This window comes from Vibrio sp. 2096 (genome assembly GCF_033339595.1).
In the GTDB taxonomy this organism is placed as follows: domain Bacteria; phylum Pseudomonadota; class Gammaproteobacteria; order Enterobacterales; family Vibrionaceae; genus Vibrio; species Vibrio alginolyticus.
Genome location: NZ_JAWOUX010000001.1, coordinates 741,969 through 763,686, shown reverse-complemented (window position 1 = coordinate 763,686; position 21,718 = coordinate 741,969). Strand labels below are relative to the sequence as shown.

At 43.7% G+C, this 21,718-nt stretch carries 18 protein-coding genes, 1 tRNA gene and 2 pseudogenes; 8 read left to right on the top strand and 13 right to left on the bottom strand.

Annotated features, from left to right (window positions below):
* Positions 1–82 precede the first annotated feature (82 nt).
* The 4 genes and pseudogenes from R7Q41_RS03315 to R7Q41_RS03300 form a co-directional block, all read right to left on the bottom strand.
* Positions 83–1,234, bottom strand: a pseudogene (locus R7Q41_RS03315) (dihydroorotase); the annotation flags it as partial.
* An 81-nt stretch (positions 1,235–1,315) separates the two neighbouring features.
* A complete protein-coding gene (locus R7Q41_RS03310; protein WP_025767649.1) occupies positions 1,316–1,786 on the bottom strand; it encodes a Fur family transcriptional regulator in 471 nt (156 codons plus the stop codon).
* Between the two features lie 4 nt (positions 1,787–1,790).
* Complete coding sequence (locus R7Q41_RS03305) at positions 1,791–2,459, bottom strand: DUF1826 domain-containing protein (protein ID WP_025767648.1); 669 nt, start codon at positions 2,457–2,459, stop codon at positions 1,791–1,793.
* 337 nt (positions 2,460–2,796) lie between these two features.
* Complete coding sequence (locus R7Q41_RS03300; RefSeq protein ID WP_270049715.1) at positions 2,797–3,591, bottom strand: AraC family transcriptional regulator; 795 nt, start codon at positions 3,589–3,591, stop codon at positions 2,797–2,799.
* Between the two features lie 122 nt (positions 3,592–3,713).
* Here R7Q41_RS03300 and R7Q41_RS03295 point away from each other — a divergent pair, with 122 nt between their 5' ends.
* On the top strand, positions 3,714–4,520 hold the full coding sequence (locus R7Q41_RS03295; protein ID WP_230238072.1) for a sulfite exporter TauE/SafE family protein: 807 nt from the start codon (positions 3,714–3,716) through the stop codon (positions 4,518–4,520).
* Positions 4,521–4,643: 123 nt separating this feature from the next.
* Here the strand turns inward: R7Q41_RS03295 and R7Q41_RS03290 are convergent, their stop codons facing one another.
* From R7Q41_RS03290 to R7Q41_RS03275, 4 genes are all read right to left on the bottom strand, one after another.
* The gene (locus tag R7Q41_RS03290) at positions 4,644–5,663 is read right to left on the bottom strand and encodes an alpha/beta hydrolase family protein (RefSeq protein ID WP_213904520.1); all 1,020 of its coding nucleotides are present in this window, start codon (positions 5,661–5,663) and stop codon (positions 4,644–4,646) included.
* A 407-nt stretch (positions 5,664–6,070) separates the two neighbouring features.
* On the bottom strand, positions 6,071–6,373 hold the full coding sequence (locus R7Q41_RS03285) for a hypothetical protein (protein WP_005375707.1): 303 nt from the start codon (positions 6,371–6,373) through the stop codon (positions 6,071–6,073).
* A gap of 205 nt (positions 6,374–6,578) precedes the next feature.
* The gene (locus R7Q41_RS03280) at positions 6,579–7,517 is read right to left on the bottom strand and encodes an alpha/beta hydrolase (RefSeq protein ID WP_005375705.1); all 939 of its coding nucleotides are present in this window, start codon (positions 7,515–7,517) and stop codon (positions 6,579–6,581) included.
* Positions 7,518–7,589: 72 nt separating this feature from the next.
* Positions 7,590–8,504 (bottom strand): alpha/beta hydrolase, encoded by a 915-nt coding sequence (locus R7Q41_RS03275; RefSeq protein WP_017821078.1) that lies wholly within the window; start codon positions 8,502–8,504, stop codon positions 7,590–7,592.
* 128 nt (positions 8,505–8,632) lie between these two features.
* Between R7Q41_RS03275 and R7Q41_RS03270 the strand changes: the two genes are divergently transcribed.
* The gene (locus R7Q41_RS03270; RefSeq protein ID WP_017821079.1) at positions 8,633–9,562 is read left to right on the top strand and encodes a LysR family transcriptional regulator; all 930 of its coding nucleotides are present in this window, start codon (positions 8,633–8,635) and stop codon (positions 9,560–9,562) included.
* A gap of 69 nt (positions 9,563–9,631) precedes the next feature.
* On the opposite strand, the gene R7Q41_RS03265 is transcribed toward R7Q41_RS03270, so the two are convergent.
* A complete protein-coding gene (locus tag R7Q41_RS03265) occupies positions 9,632–10,825 on the bottom strand; it encodes an acetate/propionate family kinase (protein WP_017821080.1) in 1,194 nt (397 codons plus the stop codon).
* Between the two features lie 468 nt (positions 10,826–11,293).
* Between R7Q41_RS03265 and R7Q41_RS24480 the strand changes: the two genes are divergently transcribed.
* Together R7Q41_RS24480 and R7Q41_RS24475 are read left to right on the top strand one after the other, a co-directional pair.
* Complete coding sequence (locus tag R7Q41_RS24480; protein WP_411978716.1) at positions 11,294–11,524, top strand: hypothetical protein; 231 nt, start codon at positions 11,294–11,296, stop codon at positions 11,522–11,524.
* 71 nt (positions 11,525–11,595) lie between these two features.
* Positions 11,596–11,839: pseudogene (locus R7Q41_RS24475) on the top strand (EAL domain-containing protein); the annotation flags it as partial.
* 72 nt (positions 11,840–11,911) lie between these two features.
* Here the strand turns inward: R7Q41_RS24475 and R7Q41_RS03255 are convergent.
* Positions 11,912–13,843, bottom strand: coding sequence for a DEAD/DEAH box helicase (locus R7Q41_RS03255; protein WP_005375680.1), 1,932 nt, complete (start codon positions 13,841–13,843; stop codon positions 11,912–11,914).
* Positions 13,844–14,256: 413 nt separating this feature from the next.
* On the opposite strand from R7Q41_RS03255, the gene rnb reads away from it, so the two are divergent.
* The gene (gene rnb / locus R7Q41_RS03250; protein WP_171344110.1) at positions 14,257–16,260 is read left to right on the top strand and encodes an exoribonuclease II; all 2,004 of its coding nucleotides are present in this window, start codon (positions 14,257–14,259) and stop codon (positions 16,258–16,260) included.
* A 71-nt stretch (positions 16,261–16,331) separates the two neighbouring features.
* Entirely contained in the window at positions 16,332–17,141 is an 810-nt protein-coding gene (locus R7Q41_RS03245; RefSeq protein ID WP_017635750.1) for a helix-turn-helix transcriptional regulator, read from the top strand.
* Between the two features lie 33 nt (positions 17,142–17,174).
* Here the strand turns inward: R7Q41_RS03245 and R7Q41_RS03240 are convergent, their stop codons facing one another.
* On the bottom strand, positions 17,175–17,528 hold the full coding sequence (locus R7Q41_RS03240) for a DUF3024 domain-containing protein (protein ID WP_017821084.1): 354 nt from the start codon (positions 17,526–17,528) through the stop codon (positions 17,175–17,177).
* Positions 17,529–17,794: 266 nt separating this feature from the next.
* Between R7Q41_RS03240 and R7Q41_RS03235 the strand changes: the two genes are divergently transcribed.
* Positions 17,795–18,619, top strand: coding sequence for a phosphate ABC transporter substrate-binding protein (locus R7Q41_RS03235; RefSeq protein ID WP_017635752.1), 825 nt, complete (start codon positions 17,795–17,797; stop codon positions 18,617–18,619).
* Between the two features lie 63 nt (positions 18,620–18,682).
* Here the strand turns inward: R7Q41_RS03235 and R7Q41_RS03230 are convergent, their stop codons facing one another.
* Positions 18,683–19,363, bottom strand: coding sequence for a MaoC family dehydratase (locus tag R7Q41_RS03230; RefSeq protein WP_005375670.1), 681 nt, complete (start codon positions 19,361–19,363; stop codon positions 18,683–18,685).
* A 329-nt stretch (positions 19,364–19,692) separates the two neighbouring features.
* Between R7Q41_RS03230 and R7Q41_RS03225 the strand changes: the two genes are divergently transcribed.
* Positions 19,693–19,783 (top strand) — tRNA-Ser (locus R7Q41_RS03225).
* Positions 19,784–19,943: 160 nt separating this feature from the next.
* On the opposite strand, the gene R7Q41_RS03220 is transcribed toward R7Q41_RS03225, so the two are convergent.
* On the bottom strand, positions 19,944–21,494 hold the full coding sequence (locus R7Q41_RS03220; RefSeq protein WP_318107816.1) for a PAS domain-containing methyl-accepting chemotaxis protein: 1,551 nt from the start codon (positions 21,492–21,494) through the stop codon (positions 19,944–19,946).
* Positions 21,495–21,718: the final 224 nt, after the last annotated feature.

Genomic DNA, 21,718 nt, shown 5'->3' with positions numbered 1-21,718 from the left:
TGAGCTTAGTGCGGTGAAAGTTGCACGCTGGGTTCTTAGAGGGACGACACTTGGTAACAGGTGTCGTCTACTCGACATGAGCATCAACCAACACCAAATCGGCGTAGTAACCTTCACGAATAAAACCTCGGCCTTGAATGCCATAGCGAATGGCCGGGTTGTGCGCAGTTTTTTCGACTACTTGAGTCAAACTCATATGACCTAAACGGACATGCTCGAAGAGAGTAAGTAACGCATGCTGAACTAACGGCAGTCCGGCTGGAGCCTGCTCGTAAGGCACTTGTTTTTCTTGCCAAGTGTGAGGAGCGTGATCTGTTGCAATGATATCTATTTGCCCCGTATTTAACGCTTTTAACAACGCATCGCGGTCACTAGGAAACTTGATTGAAGGATTACATTTGATCAAATTACCAAGAGCGCCATAATCTTTGTTGCTGAACCAAAGATGGTGAACACAAGCCTCCGCGGTGATTGATTTATCTCGAATGTCTCCCTCGTCAAAAAGTGCTAGCTCCTTCGCCGTTGTGATGTGCAGCACATGCAGTTGGCTGTGATACTTTTTGGCAAGTTCTACCGCATAAGAAGATGAAGCGTAACAGGCCTCTTCGTCACGCAAAATGGGATGGTCTTCGATAGTGAAACCTGGCTTCTTAAGCCTTTGCTTTTGCTGGTTTTGTTTAATAACAGTCCCACTTTCACAATGAGTAACAATGAGTACTGGAGAGTCACGAAAAATTGACTCTAACGCTTGCGGATCTTCGACTAACAAATTTCCTGTTGATGCCCCCATAAATACTTTCACACCACAATGTTGTTTGGGGTTAAGTTGTTTAATCTGTTCAAGATTGTCTTCGGTTGCACCGAGGTAGAAAGAATAATTCGCAAACGAGCTTTCTTTAGCGAGAGCGAACTTGCGCTCTAACGAGTCAATAGTCGTTGTAGCCGGACTAACATTGGGCATTTCCATGTAGCTTGTAATACCGCCGGCCACCGCTGCCCGCGACTCACTTGCAATTGTGCCTTTATGTGTCAGCCCTGGCTCTCGGAAATGCACTTGATCGTCAATCATGCCTGGCAGTAAATAAGCCCCTTTAGCATCAATTACAATATCTCCGTGTTGTACGGATATATTAGTAGCAATCTTGTCAATTCTTTGATCAACAATACGTAAATCTGTTTCGGTAATGGCTCTTTCGTTGACCACCCGAGCGTTTTTAATCAATGTTGCTGACATAATTCATTCTTTAGATAATTTGAAAAGGTGGCTAATACTCGGTCACCTTGTGAAGCTATAAGGGGAAATCGTGTGTCCGCCTCATAGCGGGCGCTTTGCGCATTCATCGCAAACACAGGAAATCTCAAATTGTGGGCTAAGAACAGTGAAGCCTTCTTGTATGGCTTTCGCACATACGCTAGAAATAACATTGGCTTCAACCGCTATTTCACTAACCTTTCCACACTGAGAGCAAATCAAAAACTGTGGAACGCCATGCTCCTGATCGCACGCGATTTGAGAACAAACGACGTATTTACTAGATGTATTGAGCTTATGGACAAAGTGCTCTGCTTCAAGGAAATCGAGTATTCGATAAACCGACATCGCTTGAATGTTTTGAGAAAAGTTGTGATTGCAGTAGTCAACTAGTTCGTAGGCAGAAAGCGGCTTCTCCGCATATAGCAGTGAAGTCAGTATCAATTTCCGTTTAGTAGTAAGTTGTTTACCTCGCAGCAGGCAGATTTTCTCTACCTGCTTCATGACGTCATCTACCGTTTTGAGCTTTCTCATATCTCTAGATGAAATCCAATGTGAGTAGTAAGCGACGTTCATTGTCTGCAACATGTGGAGAGCGATGTATAAGTCCAGTGGCTTCATTGCCTTCCCAACCACTTCCTTTGAGCAGGGCAACATCGCCAGGCTGCATTCGTCGTATTGCACTTTCAGAGTCGTATAATCCCGATAGGTGATCAGGTTGACCAAGACTACCGGCACCGAGTTTAGTGCGATCAATGGTATCGTTGGTTAACCATTCGGTCGCTCGGCCGGTATAAGTTATGACAAGTCTGCAAGGCACACGATCAAAGTGAAATTTCGGGCACATCGGGCTGTCTAGGCGAGTTAGCCTCAAACCTGCTTCTTTAACCTCAAACAAACAGCAGAACATATCGACGATTAAAGCAACATCTTCACTCAGCGCATCAGCACACGCATAGCCCTCTAACTTGCTTCGTACCCATTGTGCAGCATCATCTGGCGTGACACTTTGTACCAGTGCCAATCTAGGCTCCTGTGCCAGCATCAGATTAATGTCCTTCGTCAACTCTTTCGAGAGCGTTCGCTGCCATATGGCAATATTGTGCTCTGGTTTGTAGATGTCGCTAAGTATGTTCGCTGATGTCGATATCGCCAACGATGATGTTGTTTGGACACGAAGCGGGTTCTCAACTACATCAATGCTCATATATCTTCCTCCCAAGCGTTAAAAAGGTCAGGTAAAGGTTTTAATAACGTTGATTTTCTACGGCTATGAGACCTAGTAATCGTTACGATTTCGCTCTAGTTCACGGACATATTGACACAGTCCCACCCCATGTAGAGTCAAGTCAGACAACGCTTGTGAAGAAATCAACGTTTACTCTCTCTCAATAGGAGACTACTGGTTGTGAGATCAATTCTTTAAACAACAAATTGTAGCCCCAAGCAAAGCAATGTTATAACATAACAATTGATCTTTTCAATATTTACCTTTTTTGATTAAAAATAATTAGGGGAACATCATGAGCATGCGAGCACGGAAATTATATTCCGCGATTAGAAAAGTAACGCGTAGGTGAATCGCCATAGACCCGACGAAACATCGCGATAAAGTTGCTGGGCGTCGAATAACCCAAAGCATGTGCAATATCTCCCACCGATTCCCCTCTAGCTATCATTTCTAATGAATGTATTAGCAGTACTTGTTGCCGCCATTCACTAAAACTCATGTTTAACTCACTTCGAATCAATCGTCTTAACGTCCGAGATGAGACTGCCCCAATATTGGCCCAATGCTCTACAGAATGCTTGCTGTTTGGGTCTATTAAAATTGCTTGAGTAACTTTTTGCAGTCTCGGATCTCTGGGCAGTGGGATGTGGAGTGACTCATGAGGGCTATTGACGATTTCATCGGATATTACGGCAAGAATACGTAAAGACTGTATGGATAGATCGTCTGTTTTGCTCCATATCGATGCTCTAACCGATAGGGCTTTCAACACATCGCTCATTTGGATAACACAAGGTCTCATTGGAAACCGCTCACAACTCTCTGGAGTAAACAGTAATGAACGACCTTTCAGAGAACCACAAAAATAAACACTGTGCATCGCACCCGGGGGGATCCAACCAGCTCGGTGAGGTGGTAGTATCCACGTTCCTTCATCGGTTTTGACCTGAATTAGCCCTTCATCTATACACAGTAACTGGCCTCGATGATGACTGTGCCAATTATGTGACCGTTGATCCAAATGGTTGAAGTCGCTCCTTTCATGCTGCCACTCCTTAACGATCAGTGCGGCGCCATTTTTCCATTCGCTGTAATCAGAGTTTGTCACTTTATTTACTCAATTCCATTTTGGCCATTATTCATTATTTTCTGTCCTCTTAACGTTACCATAGCAAGTTAGCGTTCGAGTAACATTTTAGCAACGACCATTTTATCGAAGGCAGAACCATCATGAACGAACCTATCTTTATTATCTATTACATTACGGCAGGCTTGGGCATTGGCTTTCTCGCAGGACTCGTTGGTGTGGGTGGTGGTGGAATGGCCGTCCCTATTTTTGCGTTTCTATTTTCACTACAGGGAATAGCTAATACGGAAGTAGTGCATCTTGCGTTGGGGACATCAATGGCTTCGATGATTGTTACAACATTGGGCAGCATGCGCGCTCACTACAAAAAAGAGAATGTAGACTCGACAATGGTAGTAAAAATGTTGAGCGGAGTTCTAGTCGGAACATTTTGCGCCACATTCGTAGCATCGTATCTACAAGGAGTCTATCTGGCAGGCTTTTTCAGCGTATTCATGTTGTATGTTGCTTATAAGATGTTTCTCAACACTGAAAATGAGTACAACCCTAACCCACATGGGGCTATCGGTAATATCACTGTAGGCTCGGTCATTGGCTCTGTATCAGCACTTGTCTCTATAAGCGGTGCGGGGTTGATAATCCCCTATCTTGTCCAGCAAAATTTTGAAGTAAAACGTGCTATTGGAACCTCTGCTGCGATAGGTTTCCCTATCGCGCTGTCAGGAAGCCTCGGTTACATGTTAAACGGATGGGAAAATACAGATTGGAACAACTTAGTCTTAGGATACATATACCTTCCTGCAATGCTCAGCTTCTCCATTAGTAGCTACTTAACTACTAGCCTCGGCGTGCGTTGTGCAGAGTATTTCCCAAATAAAGTTCTTAAGAAAATCGTTGGTATTTTGTGTGTTCTTCTAAGTTTCAAAATGTTGGTACAAGTACTTAGTTAGAGCAAATAACACGGTCACTAGTAGGCCTTGCACTATGGTGAAAGGATAAGCCTGCAAAAACTTACTTCTCGCTTTGCTGGTCCAAGCACACAATGTGTAAGAAAGCTCCTCATTGTTGCACTCTTATGACTTTGTTAACCTGGCCAGAATTACATCCAAAATGTGCTGATGATTGTCCTTTCTGGAAACCTCGTCACGCTCCTGGCAAAGTGCTTCCTCCCCTTCTGATGCGAGAATTTTAATGCCACGCTCAGTACATTCTGCGAACGCACTAAACTGACTCGCACTGGGGATCTCTTGAAATGTTACATTGGGAAGAGCAACAAGTGATTCGGCTGGTGTCAGTGCGGGATATAGCCGATCAGAGAGCGCCACCACGGTGATAGCATTGTTCATCAAGGCCAGAGTTTCAGGGACAAAAGTTTTCGTTAGCTCAGGGTTGATAACGACGACCGATTTCAGTTTGTTTTCAGACTGAAATCGGGGAAATTTTTGATCCGGGATGCTGGTAATATCAACGTTATTTTCACGTAACCAATGACAGTCTACATTGGTGGCGTTGTGACACGATGTTCGATATTTCTCCGGGCTTATTTGCGCTCCGGAGAGCATCAGCATAGATGTGCCGCCCAGAAAAAAGCCGACCCCCTGCACTGCATCAGTATCTACGCCTCCGGACAGTATCCCGACCGAACTTAATTCGTTCAGCCCAAGCACCAAATCACTGGTTCTGAATGTGATTTCATCAACAGCCATTTCTGCATTGATTTCGTTCGGTGCAGGAGGCTTTGGTACCACAACGACATAACCTTGTTGCGCCAGGCTCGAGGCTATCCAACCACTGTGGGAAAACGCTGACCGTGTTCCGCCCTGCGACAAAAGCACAACGGGAAATTTTCCACTTGCTAAAGGGGCATCTAACTGCGTTTCGACTGATTTAAAAATGTTCCCCCTACCAAACGAGAAGTTGTTTTTTTCGTTCGTTGTGGGATACCAATAATAGACTTCCACAGGCTTGTCTCTGTCTTCACTGAATCCCGTTTTGACTGTTAGCGCAGAATGGTATTTCGGCTCATTCGTACTGGCGCTGACACTGACACATAATGTAGCGAGTAGAAAAGACATTATTATTTTGGTTTTCATTTTTCCCTCAGCCGGCAAACACATTCTTCTGCACGGCATCTGAAGATAACGAGCAGAAGAATATCCATATATTTTGCGAAACATAGCAATTAAGCTATTCATAGTCGAGGTAACCCAAAGAAAATGATAGACCGCTCCAGCTAGAGCCTTTCTTTTCAATAATTTTCTGCGGATATCCACCATGCAGAAGTTTGTACTTTACTCATTGTAAACGACTAATCATGGCCTCTTAAGGCAACATTAGAAAACCAACCGTATTCACAATCCATAACTCCATAACTCCATAACTCATAGTTACACCGATGTATATCTAAGTGAGCTGAAGCTTAATTGCCCATCCAGTGCCCTTTGCATTTTTATAGCAAGGTAGCCAAGCACCATTTTATTACGGACCATTGCTGCCTGCGCTAATGCTTTTGTTTTGTATCGTAACTGATTTGCTTACTGACGTTCTTTAGTTGCACTCCTACCTTATTAAATGCCTTTTGAATAGTTGTGGAAACATGCTGGCGGCCCTCTCCTTCAAAAAAGTTAGCTCGATCTTGCTTCGTTTCGAATACACAGACTATTTCTAAACTTTGTGGAAAAGAAGAGAATTTGACGGTATGAGTCACCCAAAGAAAGCCATCGTAGCCTTTTAGCGTATCTTCACAAACTTCGGTCAACACTTCTCTAATTAGATTCTCGACCTTCTTATCTGATTTGCGCATGAATTAAACTGCCTTCCTATCTAACGCCTTTAATTAGGTCTCAGTCTACATTGTCTTAAACAGTATTTGGCAGTGGTATTTAGTCAATAGCCTGTAGATGAGGTTATTCGCACGAAGATTTACCGACCTACTCGCTTCGAACTACATCTTACGCTGTTAAAAATAAGCGCTTTGCAACTCTACAAAACGCTTCTAACTTATTAGATTATTTTAAGTGTGTTTCAAGGAATGCAGAAACCTTGTCCATTGCAATGCCGACTGCTTCTGGATGGTCATACAGTTCATAGTGAGACCAATTTTCCAAATTAACCAGCTGTCGGTCTTTTGATTGAACAGAGCGGCCATAAATTTCCTGCCCATCACGATAAGCACCAAACGCCCCGACTTTTTGCCCTACCACGGCCATAACAGGCTGAGTCAATAACGTTTCGGCAAATGCAAAGGCATCCCAGCTCAGTGTTTTCTGTGCATGTGAAAACAGCATACGAGTTGCACCACCTTCGGTTTGTCCACGTGATGTTTTGTAGTATTCAGTAGCTTCGAACACGTCTCGTTCTGTTAATCCATTTTCTTTTGCAAATTCAATATTTGGAGGAAGAAGTTCATCGATTTTCAGCTCTGAGCCGCGAGCTTCGGCTGTTCTCTGTGCAGCCATAGCTTCAAGATTGGCGATAGGGTCGTACATACTAAAGCCTTCACGGAACAAGCGGCCTAAGTTAACAGGCGTAATACCTACGACAGCTTTCAAGCGCTTTTCGGTTAGGGCTGAATTGATCATGTAACCACCACCGCCGCAGATACCGAGTCCACCAATTCTATTCTCATCGACATATGGTAAAGTTACTGCATAGTCGATAACGCGACTGATATCTTCAACACGTTGACTTGGGTCTTCTACGTAGCGAGGCAATCCTCCCGATTCTCCTTGGAAGCTCGCGTCAAATGCGATCACGACGTAACCTAACTCAGCAAGGGCTTTACCATAGACAGCGCTGGATGTTTGTTCTTTACAACTACCAAAAGGATGAACGCTTATCATTGTTGGGTAGCGTTTCGATTCATTGAAGCCTTCTGGAAATAAAATTAATGCAGACATATCCCAAGCCATATCAGCATTTCTAAAAGTGATTTTTTGCATATTCATAATCAATACCTTAAGAGTAAAAAGCCTTGAGAGCAGAAAGGCTCGAAGCAATTGAGCCTTTCATCGGGAATATTAAAGAGTGCGTTGGAAGAACGATGCGAGTTGGGATACTGCGTCATCGACGTATTCGGCAACATCATAAAGCGACATATGGTTTGCACCATCAATGGCATACAAGGTTTTATCTGAACTCGCTGCACGTTCTATCAGGTCATCACTCATCCATTTGCTGCCTGCGTCACTACCAACGACAGCAAGAATTGGCTGAGTTAGGAATGCTTCCGCTTTGTGGTACGCATCGTAAGTAATGATCTGGTTTAAGTTACGAGTTAGAGCAAAACCCGGCGCATTTGGATGTTCACAACGTGGTGTGTGGTAATACTCCCAAGCTTCGCGTAGCTCTGCATTTGAGGCATCTTCTTCACGCATCGGAGCTAGAGGAATAGTCGCGAATTCTGTACCATTCGTGTCGGTTGTGCGAGCATTCGAACCAAATTCTAAGTAACCAACAGCGTCAGCATCGTTAACCGAATTATCCCAACCATTACGGAACATTTGGCCAATGTTTACGGCACTAACCATACCCAGTGCTTTGATTCGACGATCATTGATCGCTGCATTTGCACTATAGCCCGCACCAGCACAAATCCCCATTGCGCCAATTTTATCGTTATCGACGTACTCTAACGTTGTCAGATAGTCGACGACTGCGCTCACGTCTTCAGTACTCGTGTAAGGGTTTTCCATTTGGCGAGGCTCACCTGTACTTTCACCTTGATACGAACGGTCAAACGCAATGGCAATTATGCCGCTTTTTGCAAGTTTACTCGCATATAGGCCTGCGGTTTGCTCTTTTACGCCACCACCTGGGTGTGAAACAACAACCGCCGCATATTGTTTACTTGCATCAAAATCTGTAGGGAAGTTGATAACCGCTGAAATCTCAATACCTTGACCATTGAGATTTTTGAAAGTGACTTTAGACATAGCGACATTCTCCATTAGAGGTTAACTGTTCATCTCAGGCTGACCTAAGCTTCGATGTAATATTAGTCAACACACTGTTTCGGATAAATATCGTTTTATCTACATGACTGTTTAGTTATACTTAACAAATGAGAATAGAACCTTCTTTAATTTCATCACTGACGTGGTTTGCACATATTGCTCGCCATCGCAGTTTCACTAAAGCAGCCTTAGAAATGGGGGTAACCCGTGCTGCCTTATCACAACACCTAAAAGCGTTAGAACAACAGCTACAAGTTCGGTTAATTAATCGAACCACCAGAAGTATGTCGCTGACGGAAGAAGGCCAACGTCTGCTTGATATTTTGCAACCTTCATTGGTGAACATTGAGCAGGTCGTTAACGAATTGAACGACTCTCATCTTGAGCCTTCGGGATTAATCCGTATCAGTGTATCAAGAACCGCTGCTCGGCTGCTTATTGAGCCCTATCTAGGTGAGTTCCTCTCTCGTTATCCTAAAATACGCCTAGAGCTAATCATGGATGATGGGTTTTCTAACATCGTCGCAGAAGGCGTTGACGCTGGCATTCGCTTAGGATTAAGCTTAGATGAACATATGGTTGCGATCCCTATTACTCCGCCGTTAACAACGGCAATAGTGAGCTCTCCTGAATACTTTAGGCAAAATGGACTACCTCAAACTCCTGAGGATTTAGAAGATCACAATTGCCTTGCTTATCGTTTTACCTCTAGCGGAACAATTGATCATTGGTCGCTAACCTCTCCAGATGTTGCAAAGCGCACCCTCGTTTTCGAGCCTAAAGGCAATGCTATTTTTAATGATGACTATAGTATGTTACAAGCTGCAATACAGGGTGTGGGTTTAGTGAAGCATATTGATTTATGGGTGGAAAAGCACATAAATGAGGGAAGATTGACCCGAGTTCTGACACCTTGGTGCAAAGAGTTTCCAGGGTTTTATTTGTATATACCTTCACGAGAGCATATGCCGAAAAAAATCCGCGTCTTGATGGATTTTTTAATCGAAAAGCGCGAAGCTCTGAAACCCAAAGAGTAATTGTCAAATTGCTTTAAGTAAAAAAAGCGAGCACGAGGCTCGCTTTTAACTTTCTGTTTTCGTTATATATTACAATAGCTCAACCGATTGTTTGGCTATCACAAATTCCTCGTTAGTAGGAATAACAAGAGCTTTGGCACCTAACAACTCAGATGTTGCAATAACACCTGCGTTACCAAATCTTGCATCTTCGTTACCTTTCTGATCTTCAACAAAACCTAACAGTTTTAGGTTTTTCAAGATTTCACGACGAATTGGTAGTGAGTTTTCACCAATACCACCAGTGAAGATGATGCCGTCTAATGAATCCAGAGCCGCGAGGTAGGATGTAATGTATTTCGCAACGCGGTAAGTGAAGATCTCAAATGCCAACTTCGCACGTGAATTCCCCGCTTCCATTGCTTCTAGTACGCCACGAGCATCACTTGTCACACCAGATACACCTAAGAAACCTGACTTCTTGTTCATCATCTCGAACACTTCGTCTTTTTCCCAGCCTTTACGGAAAAGGAACTCGATAACACTTGGGTCGAGGTCACCACAGCGAGTGCCCATCATTAGGCCAGCTAACGGCGTCAAACCCATACTTGTATCAACACATTCGCCATTTTTAACCGCACTCACTGATGCACCGTTACCTAAGTGCACAGTGATAAAGCTGCTTTCTTCAACCGGCTTATCTAGCATTTTCGCTGCTTCACGGCTTACGTAGTAGTGGCTTGTGCCATGAGCACCGTAACGACGCACTTTATGCTCTTCGTAAAGCTCGTAAGGAAGTGCGTACATAAAGGCTTTGGCTGGCATTGTTTGGTGGAAAGCAGTGTCGAATACAGCAAATTGAGGCAGTGAAGGGAACGCCGCCATTGCCGCTCTCATGCCTTCAGCGTTCGCTTTGTTATGAAGTGGTGCAAGTTCAGCAAGGCGCTCTACTTCTTGAATAACTGTTTCATCAACTTTCACAGTTCCTTTAAAGGTTTCACCGCCTGCGACAATGCGATGGCCTACAGCGACAAATTTTGAGCTCAAACCTAGAGTTTCGAGTAGTTTTACCACTCGCTCAACAGCGTACTGATGATGGTTACCGCCAGCTGGAATTGCTTCAACGGTTTTTTCTCCCTGATATTTCCAACTGATTTCAGCTTCAGGTAGGCCAAAACACTCACCAATACCTGATACCAAAGCTTCACCGGTTTCAGAATCAATAACAGCAAATTTTAATGAAGAGCTACCAGAGTTGATCACCAGTACAAACGAATTAGACATGAAATAGTTATCCTGTTGTAGAGCAGAGGTTGTAATAGCGCTTGTGCGCTGCGTACTTCTTGTTTGCCCCTCTATTATTCAATAATTTTTTAATCTTTCAACAATCTTTTAGTAAAAGCGATTTGATTGAACAAATTTTGTTGATCTGTAGCAAGTTTTGATTTTATTTGAAGACTAAAAAATATCACTTGTTAAACATAATTTATGAATAGGTCAATTTGTACAAAGTCAGATATATAAGCTACGTTGTTTATTGGGTGAACAAAAATAACAAACCAATCAATAAATCGGGGTAATAATGTGCCCACTATTGCATTTCTATTAGTGATCTTAGGTTTGATTTTGCTCTGCTGGGGATGGCAGATGACAAAAAACATCTGCTCGAAAACTGACGTAACCGGGTGGACTTTCCTATTATTGTTAATCAGCTGTTTCATTTTTGCTTATGCCGTTTTTTTGCACGCTATCATGCAAAAAACTATTACTTCTCTCTTAGAAACGGGGGTTTCTCTTATACTTTTTGGCGGCAGTATCTTTGTCGTGCTGGTGATTAAGTGGAGCAACGATTCGATATTAAAGCTTCATACTGTTGCTGAAAGAGAGAAGCGCAATGCCGTCCATGACGCTCTTACTGGGCTCCCTTATCGTAAATACTACTTTGAGTCTATCGAAGACATGACACAACCTGAAGGCCAATGACTGATTCAAATTATGAGATAACCTCAAAAACGTCGAAAGATTGATAATACGTTTCAAGGTAAGCTGGTTAATTTCTTTTCACAGCAAGCCGCACTGAAGGCTCCCGCTCTATCGTTGAGAACACGATTGCGCTAGCACATGGATTAGGGTATTCGGTCGTAGCAGAAGGCGTTCAAGACATGGACACACTGCATTTTTTGAGAAGTCGAGGCTGTGACATCATTCAGGGTTACTTGTTCTGCCCTGCCCTTAGACGAAGTAATAAGTTGGGTAAACAAACACGATGAAAAGCAAAACCGTATTAGACGCGCATAAAAAAGCCGAGCGCTTTGCTCGGCTTTCAATTCTTTTTGTAGCAACTTAAACCGTCGCTTTAATCACTCGTGATTATGCGTCTGTACGACGGCCACGACCGTGACCACGTTCACCACGATGTGCACCACGGTGATCACCACCACGGTTGCGATCGAAACGACGTTCGCCACCTTCACGATTACCATCGCGGTTGCCGTCACGGTTACCACGGAAACCACCTTCGCGACGACCGCCTTCACGACGATCACCACCACGATTGCCGCCTTCGCGGTTGCCACGGTAACCACCGCCATCACGACGACCACCATCGCGACGACCACCGTCACGGCGACCACCACGAGACTCGCGGAAATCATCGAAGTCACATACTACAGCACCAACATCTTGTTGACGGATACGTAGTTTGCTTAGCTTGTTCGCCGCGTCTGAAGTCATTGCTTTAGGTAGCTGTACGAATGTGTGACCTTGAGCTAGTTTGATCGCACCGATAGAACCTTTACCTAGACCTAGTTCGTTTGCTAGAGCGCCAACGATGTCTTTAACTTGAACGCCTTGCTCACGACCAACTTGAAGCTGGTAAGTATCCCAGTCTTGGTTGTTGAAGTTACGACCGCCGTCGCGACCACCTTCACGGCGCTCTTTACGACGTTGCTTGTCACGCTCAATTGCTTCAACCATTGGGTCTTCGCCAATATAGAACAGAGGACGTTTGCCTTGCTGACGCTTAAGAAGCATAGCAGCAAGTGTTGCAGGGTCGATGTCTAGAGAAGTTTGTAGTTTCTCTACCAACTCAGCAAATTTGTCTAGTGCTTTGTGCTCTTTCTCTGCTTCAAGCTCAGCGCCTAGCTTAGCTAGACGAGCTTCAGCAACTTGGTCACGTAGAGGAAGTTGGATTTCTTCCATAGATGACTTAGTTACACGCTCGATAGTGCGAAGCATACGAATTTGGTTAGTGCGAACTAGAAGGATCGCTTTACCTTTACGTCCAGCACGGCCAGTACGACCGATACGGTGGATGTATGACTCAACATCAAATGGGATGTCGTAGTTAAATACGTGCGTAATACGTGGAACGTCAAGACCACGAGCTACAACATCAGTTGCAACTAGGATGTCAATAACACCTTGTTTGATGTGATCAACAGTACGTTCACGTAGAGACTGAGGAATGTCACCGTGCAGTGCAGCTGCTTTGAAGCCACGTGCAGATAGCCAGTCAGCCAGACGCTCAGTATCTTGACGAGTACGTACGAATACGATTGACGCGTCAGTTTCTTCAGTTTCAAGAAGACGAGACATTGCTTCATCTTTCTCTACACCTTTCACTACCCAGAACTGTTGTTGAACTTTGTCTACAGTGTGGTTTTTACCAGCAACGTCAACCGTTACAGGGTCACGAAGGAAACGTTCAACGATCTTCTTCAGCATTGGAGGCATAGTTGCAGAAAACAGAACGCGTTGTGCTGACTCTGGAGCGTGCTCCATGATCGCAGTTACGTCATCTACGAAACCCATGTTTAGCATTTCGTCTGCTTCATCAAGAACGAAAGTACTAACTTCGTCTAGGTGTAGACGTTCGCGATTGATAAGATCTTGAACACGGCCTGGAGTACCGACAACTACATGAGCGCCACTTTTAAGAGCACGCATTTGGTCGACAATAGATGCGCCACCGTAAATCTCTAGAACTTTCAAACCTTTGATGTTTTTACCAAGGTTTTTCATTTCCGCTGCAACCTGAATTGCCAGCTCACGAGTCGGAGCAAGTACAATCGCTTGCGGTTTGCGTTGGTTTAGATCGAGTTTGTTGAGAAGAGGCAGAGAGAACGCTGCTGTTTTACCTGTACCTGTTTGAGCTTTACCCAGCGCGTCAGCACCTTCCAATAGGTGTGGGATTGCCGCAGCCTGAATTGGAGTTGGTGACACGAAACCCATTCCGTCTAGAGCAGAAAGGATAGAATCATTCAGAGATAAATCACTGAATTGAATAACAGAATCTTGCATTGGGATCCTACTTAATTAAACAAAAAAACAGTCCCATATGCTCTTCCAATTCGATACTGATCCATCCAGATACTGATTCCATTCAGACGGGAACACAGCACAGTACACAACCGCGATAAGCCATTAGGGACGACTAAGGGAGGCGGATTATTCCTTAAAAGCATAAAAAAATCCAGAAAAAATTGAATTACATCACAATTTATTCTCAACAATGGTATTTTTAGCATATTTTTCCACCAACCCTACCATTCCCCGTAGATTCGCGTAACTCACAGATGAGAATTTCATCAATATTTAAGCCAATTTCTCGTGGTTAAATTGGCAAAATTCACGGCGAAATTACGCTCCACAGGTAGTAATAATAGCTCGCAATGATTATAGTGTGCCCAACTCCATAGGTAATTTAAGAAAAGATGTTTCAAGATAACCCACTACTCGCTCAGCTTAAGCAGCAAATCCAAGAAAACCTGCCTAAAAAAGAAGGCTCAATAAAAGCCACAGATAAAGGCTTTGGCTTTTTGGAAGTGGACAGTAAGACGAGCTTCTTCATCCCGCCTGCGTACATGAAAAAGTGCATGCACGGTGACAAAGTCATCGCCATTATCCGCACCGAAAATGAACGCGAAGTTGCAGAGCCACAAGAGCTGCTAGAACAAGCCGTGACTCGCTTTATTGGTCGAGTAAAAATGTTCAAAGGCAAGCTCAACGTAGCACCTGATCACCCACAGCTTAAAAAGCTATCTCTTAAAGCGAAACTAAAGAAAGGTCTAAAACCTGACGAGTTCGCCGAAGGTGATTGGGTTGTCGCACATCTTATTCGCCACCCTCTAAAAGGCGATAACTCTTTCTTCGTAGAAATTTCTGAAAAAATCACTGACGCGAATGATAAAATTGCGCCTTGGTGGGTAACGCTTGCTCAAAACGATCTACCAAACTCTGAGCCAGCAGGCATCGATAACTGGGAACTGAAAGACGACGCGGAGCTAGAACGCGTAGACATGACTCATGTTCCATTCGTCACTATCGACGGTGAATCGACTAAAGATATGGACGATGCGCTGTACGCGAAGAAAACCGTATCTGGCGATTTCGAACTCACCATCGCTATTGCGGACCCAACCGCTTACATCACACCTGAAGATGAAATGGATAAAGTAGCGCGTGAGCGTGGCTATACTATCTATCTTCCAGGACGCAACATCCCGATGCTACCTCGCGATTTAGCGGACAACCTATGTTCTCTGATTGAAGGTGAAACCCGCCCTGCTATTTGCTGTACCGTAACGGTAAGTAAAGATGGTGTGATTGGCGACGATATTAAATTCTTCGCGGCAAACATCAAATCACATGCACGCCTAGCATACGATCACGTGTCTGATTGGTTAGAAAACGGCAGCTCTGAAGCATGGACGCCATCTGAAGAGATCGCGACCATCGTTCGTGATCTTTATGAGTTCTCTCTTGCTCGCGCTGAATGGCGTGAGAAAAACGCAGTGGTCTTCCCTGATCGTCCTGACTACCGTTTTGAGCTCAGTGAAGATAACGATGTAATCGCTATCCACGCAGACATGCGCCGCAGTGCAAACCGTCTTGTTGAAGAATCCATGATTACCGCAAACATCTGTGCAGGTCGTACATTACGCGATAAATTTGAAACAGGTGTCTTCAATACGCATGCAGGTATCAAGAACGAGAAGATTGAAGAAGTGGTTCAACTTGTCAATCCAGAAGGCCAGTTGGAGTTCACAGCGGAGTCTATTGCTACGCTAGAAGGCTTTGCTGCGTTGCGCCGCTGGTTGGCAGCTCAAGAAACGTCTTATCTAGATAACCGCATTCGTAAGTTCCAAGCATACAGTGAGGTGGGTAATCAGCCTCTGCCTCATTACGCAATGGGTTTAGACATCTATGCAACTTGGACATCACCAATTCGTAAATACGGTGATATGATCAACCACCGTATGTTGAAGGCCGTCATCCTTGGTAAAGAACCCGTACAAAAACCAGATGACCAAGTAGGCGAAGAGCTAGCTCTACATCGTAAACATCATAAAATCGCTGAGCGAAATGTCTCAGATTGGCTATATGCACGCACGCTTGCTGATGAGCCGAGTAAGAAAACTTGTTTCACAGGTGAGATTTTCGATATTAATCGTGCAGGCGCACGTGTCCGACTTCTCGAAAATGGCGCAGCAGCCTTTATTCCTGGTGCACTAATTCTTGATAATAAAGAAAGAATTGAGTGCAATGGCGACAACGGTACCATCTCTATCGATAAAGAGATCGTATACAAACTTGGGGATACATTGGAAATTGTCCTTACGGACGTAAACCAAGAAAACCGCAGTTTAGTTGCAAAGCCAACCCAGGTATTCGCTGAACAGCCAGCAGCACAAACAGAACAGACTGTAAGTGAGTAATACCGAATGAAGTTAAAAGGCGCTCTATTGAGCGCCTTTTTTATTTGTTATGTAAAACGATAAGAAAGAGTATGCCGAACATTGAGATCATTCGCTTTAATCACTTCACTGCGCGCAAAAGTGAGCGTTACACTGCAACACATAATGGGTTATATATTGTTGAAGAAGGTGCCCTATTAGTTCATCAACCTAATGGCGAGCAATTTGAACTTAAAGCCGGAGATTTCACACTCTATAACTCCGCAGATCTGAGCAGTGCAGAAGCCGTCTCTAGTGACGGAGGCTTTAAAGCACTGGCTTTAGTCTTCAATCCAAATATATTCTGTGACTTTAAGAAAGCGCACCCGATGCTACGTTCCAAAACGGAAGAAAGGCGCTTCTATCCTTTTTCAACGCAATCCAGTAGCGAAGTAGCACAATTGAAGGACATGTTGGTTAAGTTAGCGAGTCGCAATGCTCCAGACTACACACAAAGCCATATCGCAATGGCATTGCTGTCGTTGATGGTTGAGGTAGAGCCAAACATCCTATCTATCATAGATGATGCAAGTAGCCTGAGCGACTCTCAAAAAGCCATTAAGTACATTGAGGGTAATATTGAAAAAGACATCACGCTAGAAGGCTTAGCGGCTCATATGAGCATGTCCATCGCAACCTTAAAACGTCGCCTCGCCGCAGATGATCTTTCGTTTTCTCAGATATTAAAGGTGAAACGGATAAACTTCGCAGCAACCCAACTGCGCAAGTCAGAAAAATCAATAACAGAAATAGCGTTTGAGTCTGGCTTTAAAAGTGCAGCGCATTTCAGTACAGCATTTAAATCCGTTTACAACATGACCCCCAAAGACTTTAGAAACCAAGTTGTTAGGCCTAAAGTATAAATCATGTCGGCATTCGCATCCGTTGGGCTCGCCCTATTCCCAAAAACACGCTTGAGGATCGCGCTCCAACTCGTTGAGTAAGTCCTCAAGCATTCGGCTAAATGGAAGTGGCTTATAAGGCACCCACCTTAACAGCTCGTTGTGATATGTGGGAACATAGAAATACCAAAGTTGGTTTTCCTCATCAAACATGATCTTCGCGACGGGAGAAGTATACTCGCTATGCTGGGAGTCGAGGAGAAAATGCGCCCGATGAAGCTCAACGCCATTTTCTACTAGCTCATAGAGGCACTTGCCCTGTTCGACAGGCAAGTTAGCATTACGCGCAGAGCAGAGCGATTGAACTGATTTGTATAAACGACTTGTCGCCATTTGGGACACTGACATCAACGTTCTCCCGATGGATGATAGTTAGAGCTGTCGATCCTAGTATATAACCTTTACATCATCACCGATGGTAGTTATCTACCTAACTCAAGTATAAGATAGCTATATTATCATTTGCCCAGATTATCATCTCAGTCCACTTGGAAACGCTAGCTCCATCACCTCTTGACTAGAAACAATTCCCCTGTTTAGCGCTAACAGTTCACAAAAGTGTAACCTGAACGCAATATCATAAACTCTGCTTTATCCCGTATATGGAGTTTAATATGTTACGTTTTACTGTGGCGACGTTATTGGCCATAGCAGTCTCCCTCCCTACCATTGCAAAAGAAATCAACATCTCGGGTTCAACGTCGGTTGCTCGTGTGATGGATGTACTTGCTGAGGAATACAACAAAACACACCCAGACGATTACGTTGCTGTTCAGGGCATTGGTTCGAGTGCTGGTATCACCATGGTCAATAAAGGAGTAGCCGAAATAGGCATGAGCTCTCGCTATCTGACTGAAAGCGAAAAAGGTGAAGATCTCAATGTATACCCTATCGCTTATGATGGCCTCGCTGTTGTTGTAAACCGTACCAACTCTGTAGAAAACCTTTCTCAGCAACAGCTGTTTGATATTTACAAAGGTAAGATTAAGAATTGGAAAGAGGTCGGGGGCGCAGATCAGCCTATCGCGGTGGTTACTAGAGAAGCGTCTTCAGGTTCACGTTACAGCTTCGAAAGCTTGCTGGGACTGACCAAAATCGTTAATGATCGCCTTGTCTCGGATATCAGCCCAAACAACTTGGTTGTAAACAGCAACAGCATGGTAAAAACCATTGTTAACCATAACACTCGCGCCATTGGTTTTATCTCTGTAGGGTCAGTAGATCGCTCGATCAAGGCGATTCAGTTAGATGGTATTGACCCAACCTCGACAAACATTAGCAATCATAAGTACAAGTTGGCGCGACCATTCCTAGTGCTATACAAAGTAGATAAGATTAGCGATGCAGGTAAAGGTTTTATCGCTTTCCTTCGTTCAGAGCAGGGACAAAAAGCGATTGCAGATTACGGTTATACACCAGTAAAAAACTTTAATCAGTAAAAATGAAAAAGAGAGCACCCTGATGCTCTCTTTTACTATGTCGTGTTCTATCCGGTTTCGGAATTAGAAATGCAGTTGAATTACAGAGACCACAACCGCACCAGGTCGACGAATACCTTCAATTTCCACTTTAATTTCGCGCTCAATCTCCAAACCTTTTTTGATTGGCGTTACTTTTGTTAACGTGCTGACTGCACGAACATTATTGCCTGCTTTGACAGGGTAAGGGAAACGGACTTGGTTTAAACCCAAGTTAACTACCATTTTAGCTGTTGGGAACATTGGCTTGTCTGGATCGACTGAATCCGTCAGTTTAGGCAGCAATGCTAATGTTAAAAAGCCATGAGCGATAGTTGTCTTAAATGGAGATTCAGTTGAAGCACGCTCTGGATCAGTATGAATCCATTGCATGTCTTCCGTTACCGCACCAAATTGGTTAATACGTTCTTGAGACACATGAACCCAATCACCAGTGTGAATAACTTCGCCAATTTTTTCACTTAACTCGTCATAAAGCTTTTGAGCCTCAGGTGCCATTACGATCGGTGCAGGTTGAGGTGCAACTTCTTCGTTGACGGCTGGCTGCTGGTGATCACGAACTTTTGAGAAAAGAAAGCTATTTTGAGCTTTCCCCAAAAAGTCACTCCAATAATCGCGTAACGTTGGAGACATCCAATTCATAAACTCGGATTGATGAGCAGAAATCGCATCAACTTTGTCTTTAAATAGATTTGTGACCTTCATAAACACCCTTAAGAATTCTAAGCACAACTGGCTATACCAGTTAATTTTGAATTAGTTCACAAAGTCTTGCAAATACTTTCGGGCGAACACATGTACCCTAAAAGCATGTTATGTCTTATATATCAGCAAGATAACAATAAAACACCATTTTATTGACGTGCGCCAATATAAAGTAAAAACTCTATAAATTGGTACTTTTTGTCCCTTTTTCACTCCGTTTTCAAACTGTCCAACATCACATCAGTGATCATAAAACAAGCAAACAGTACTTCTATTATAATTCAGCACTTTACAAGTCGGACTATGCTCCTTAATATACCGCCCACAACGGAGAGATGGCTGAGTGGTTGAAAGCACCGGTCTTGAAAACCGGCATACGTTAATAGCGTATCTAGGGTTCAAATCCCTATCTCTCCGCCACTTATTTAGAGAGCTCGCATTTATTGCGAGCTTTCGTCGTTTTAGCTCTTAAAAAACGAGATTTAGAAATCCTCGCTCGTAAACGAATCCGGCACTTCACTATATTCCAGTTAAAAGCCCGCTAATGTTTAGCGGGCTTTTAACTTCGATTTTCTAAAGTTTAAGCAAACTTCTTAATCATTTCAGACAGGTCATTGGTGCAATTTTGCACTTTGGTGTTCATATGATTCGTTTCAGTCATCAGTTCATACGATTCACTGTACTTTAAATTAAGCGACTGGATGTTTTCATTTATTTCATCCGTTACATAAACCTGCTCTTCTATCGCGACCGCAATTTGTTGGTTTCGTTCGACGACGTCCTGAACAAGGGATTCCAATTGTTGAATGCTATCCAAAGCAGTACCTAACAATGTTACCGTTCCGGTCGACATTTCATTACCTTTCTCTAACGCAGAAACCGCTGATTTGCTCCCATTTTGAATCCCTTCAATGGCCGATTTAATCTCTGTTGTCGATTCCTGAGTTCTTTTAGCTAAGGTTCTCACTTCATCTGCTACAACGGCAAACCCTCTGCCTTGTTCGCCTGCCCTCGCGGCTTCAATTGCAGCGTTCAACGCTAATAAATTAGTTTGTTCGGCAATACCATTGATGACTTCAACAACGGTTCCAATTTGCTCGGTTTGTTGGTTCAAACGTATGACCACTTTAGATATTTCGCCGAGCTCACCCACCAACTCTAAAACCGATTGGTTAACATTATCGATAACGCTACGGCTGTCTATCATCGTATTTTGCGCTTCTAACGTAGCCTCGGCGGTCGCTTGAGCATTATTTGATATCTCAGATGAAGAGGCTTGCATCTCGTTGACCGCTGTTGCGACCGAGTCAATCTCCACTTTCTGTGCGCTTAAGTTCTCCGTCACTTGCTGGCTATTTGTCGCAGCACTGTTAGCACTTGCGCGCGTTTCTTCGCAAGAGTCTTTTACAGACACGCCAACGCGCCCCAATAGCGCACTTGCAAATTGCTTACGCATCTTCATACCCAGCTCAATCTCAGCCAGATCGTTGATTCTTCCGCAATAAATATATTCCATGAGTGGATTGTTGAAGTCTTGCCTAGCCTGTTTAGCGAGCTTCTCAACTGGTCTGGTTAATACATAAATAGAGAAAACGGAAAGTAACGCAACAACGCCAAACGCTATCACTGGTGATTGATTCATTTGTAGAATGAGTAAGCCAAGAAGGTTTGAAATTAAAAGGAAGAAGGCCGATCTCATCCACAAACGTGTACGAGGAAGATACATTTTCCACGGCTTACGATTATTTCGAAGCTTCGAATACGCTTTTTCCGCTCGCTGGATGTGTATACGCTCAGGTTTAAATCTCACTGATTGGTATTCCACAACTTCACCATTAGATTTTATAGGAGAAGCAAACGCGTCAACCCAATAATAGCCGCCGTTTTTACGTCGATTTTTGACCATTCCCATCCAGTGTTTGCCAGTTTTCAGGTGAGTCCATAAATCTTTAAAAGCCTGTTTTGGCATATCAGGATGACGCACAACATTGTGGGGTTTACCGATAAGCTCCCCTTCATCAAACCCCGCTACTTCATTAAAGTTTTCACTGGCATATTTGATGTAACTGGAGGTATCGGTAATGGAAACTAGGCTGTAACTCGAAGGGTAATCGTATTCCGTTTCACTCATAAACATGTGTCCTTACATTGATTAATTAACAAACGGCAAATATGAATTTATCAGCATAACATTTACATGCATAATGATAGGTTGATTCAAAAATAAAACAAAATTATTGACAAGCTTACTTGTTACTTAATGACTCTAGTCGCATTTTTATCCTCTAATACAAGGCTTCGTTAATATGCACAAGACTGAGCACTGTTCAAAATTAATACACAAAAGCGCTTCCG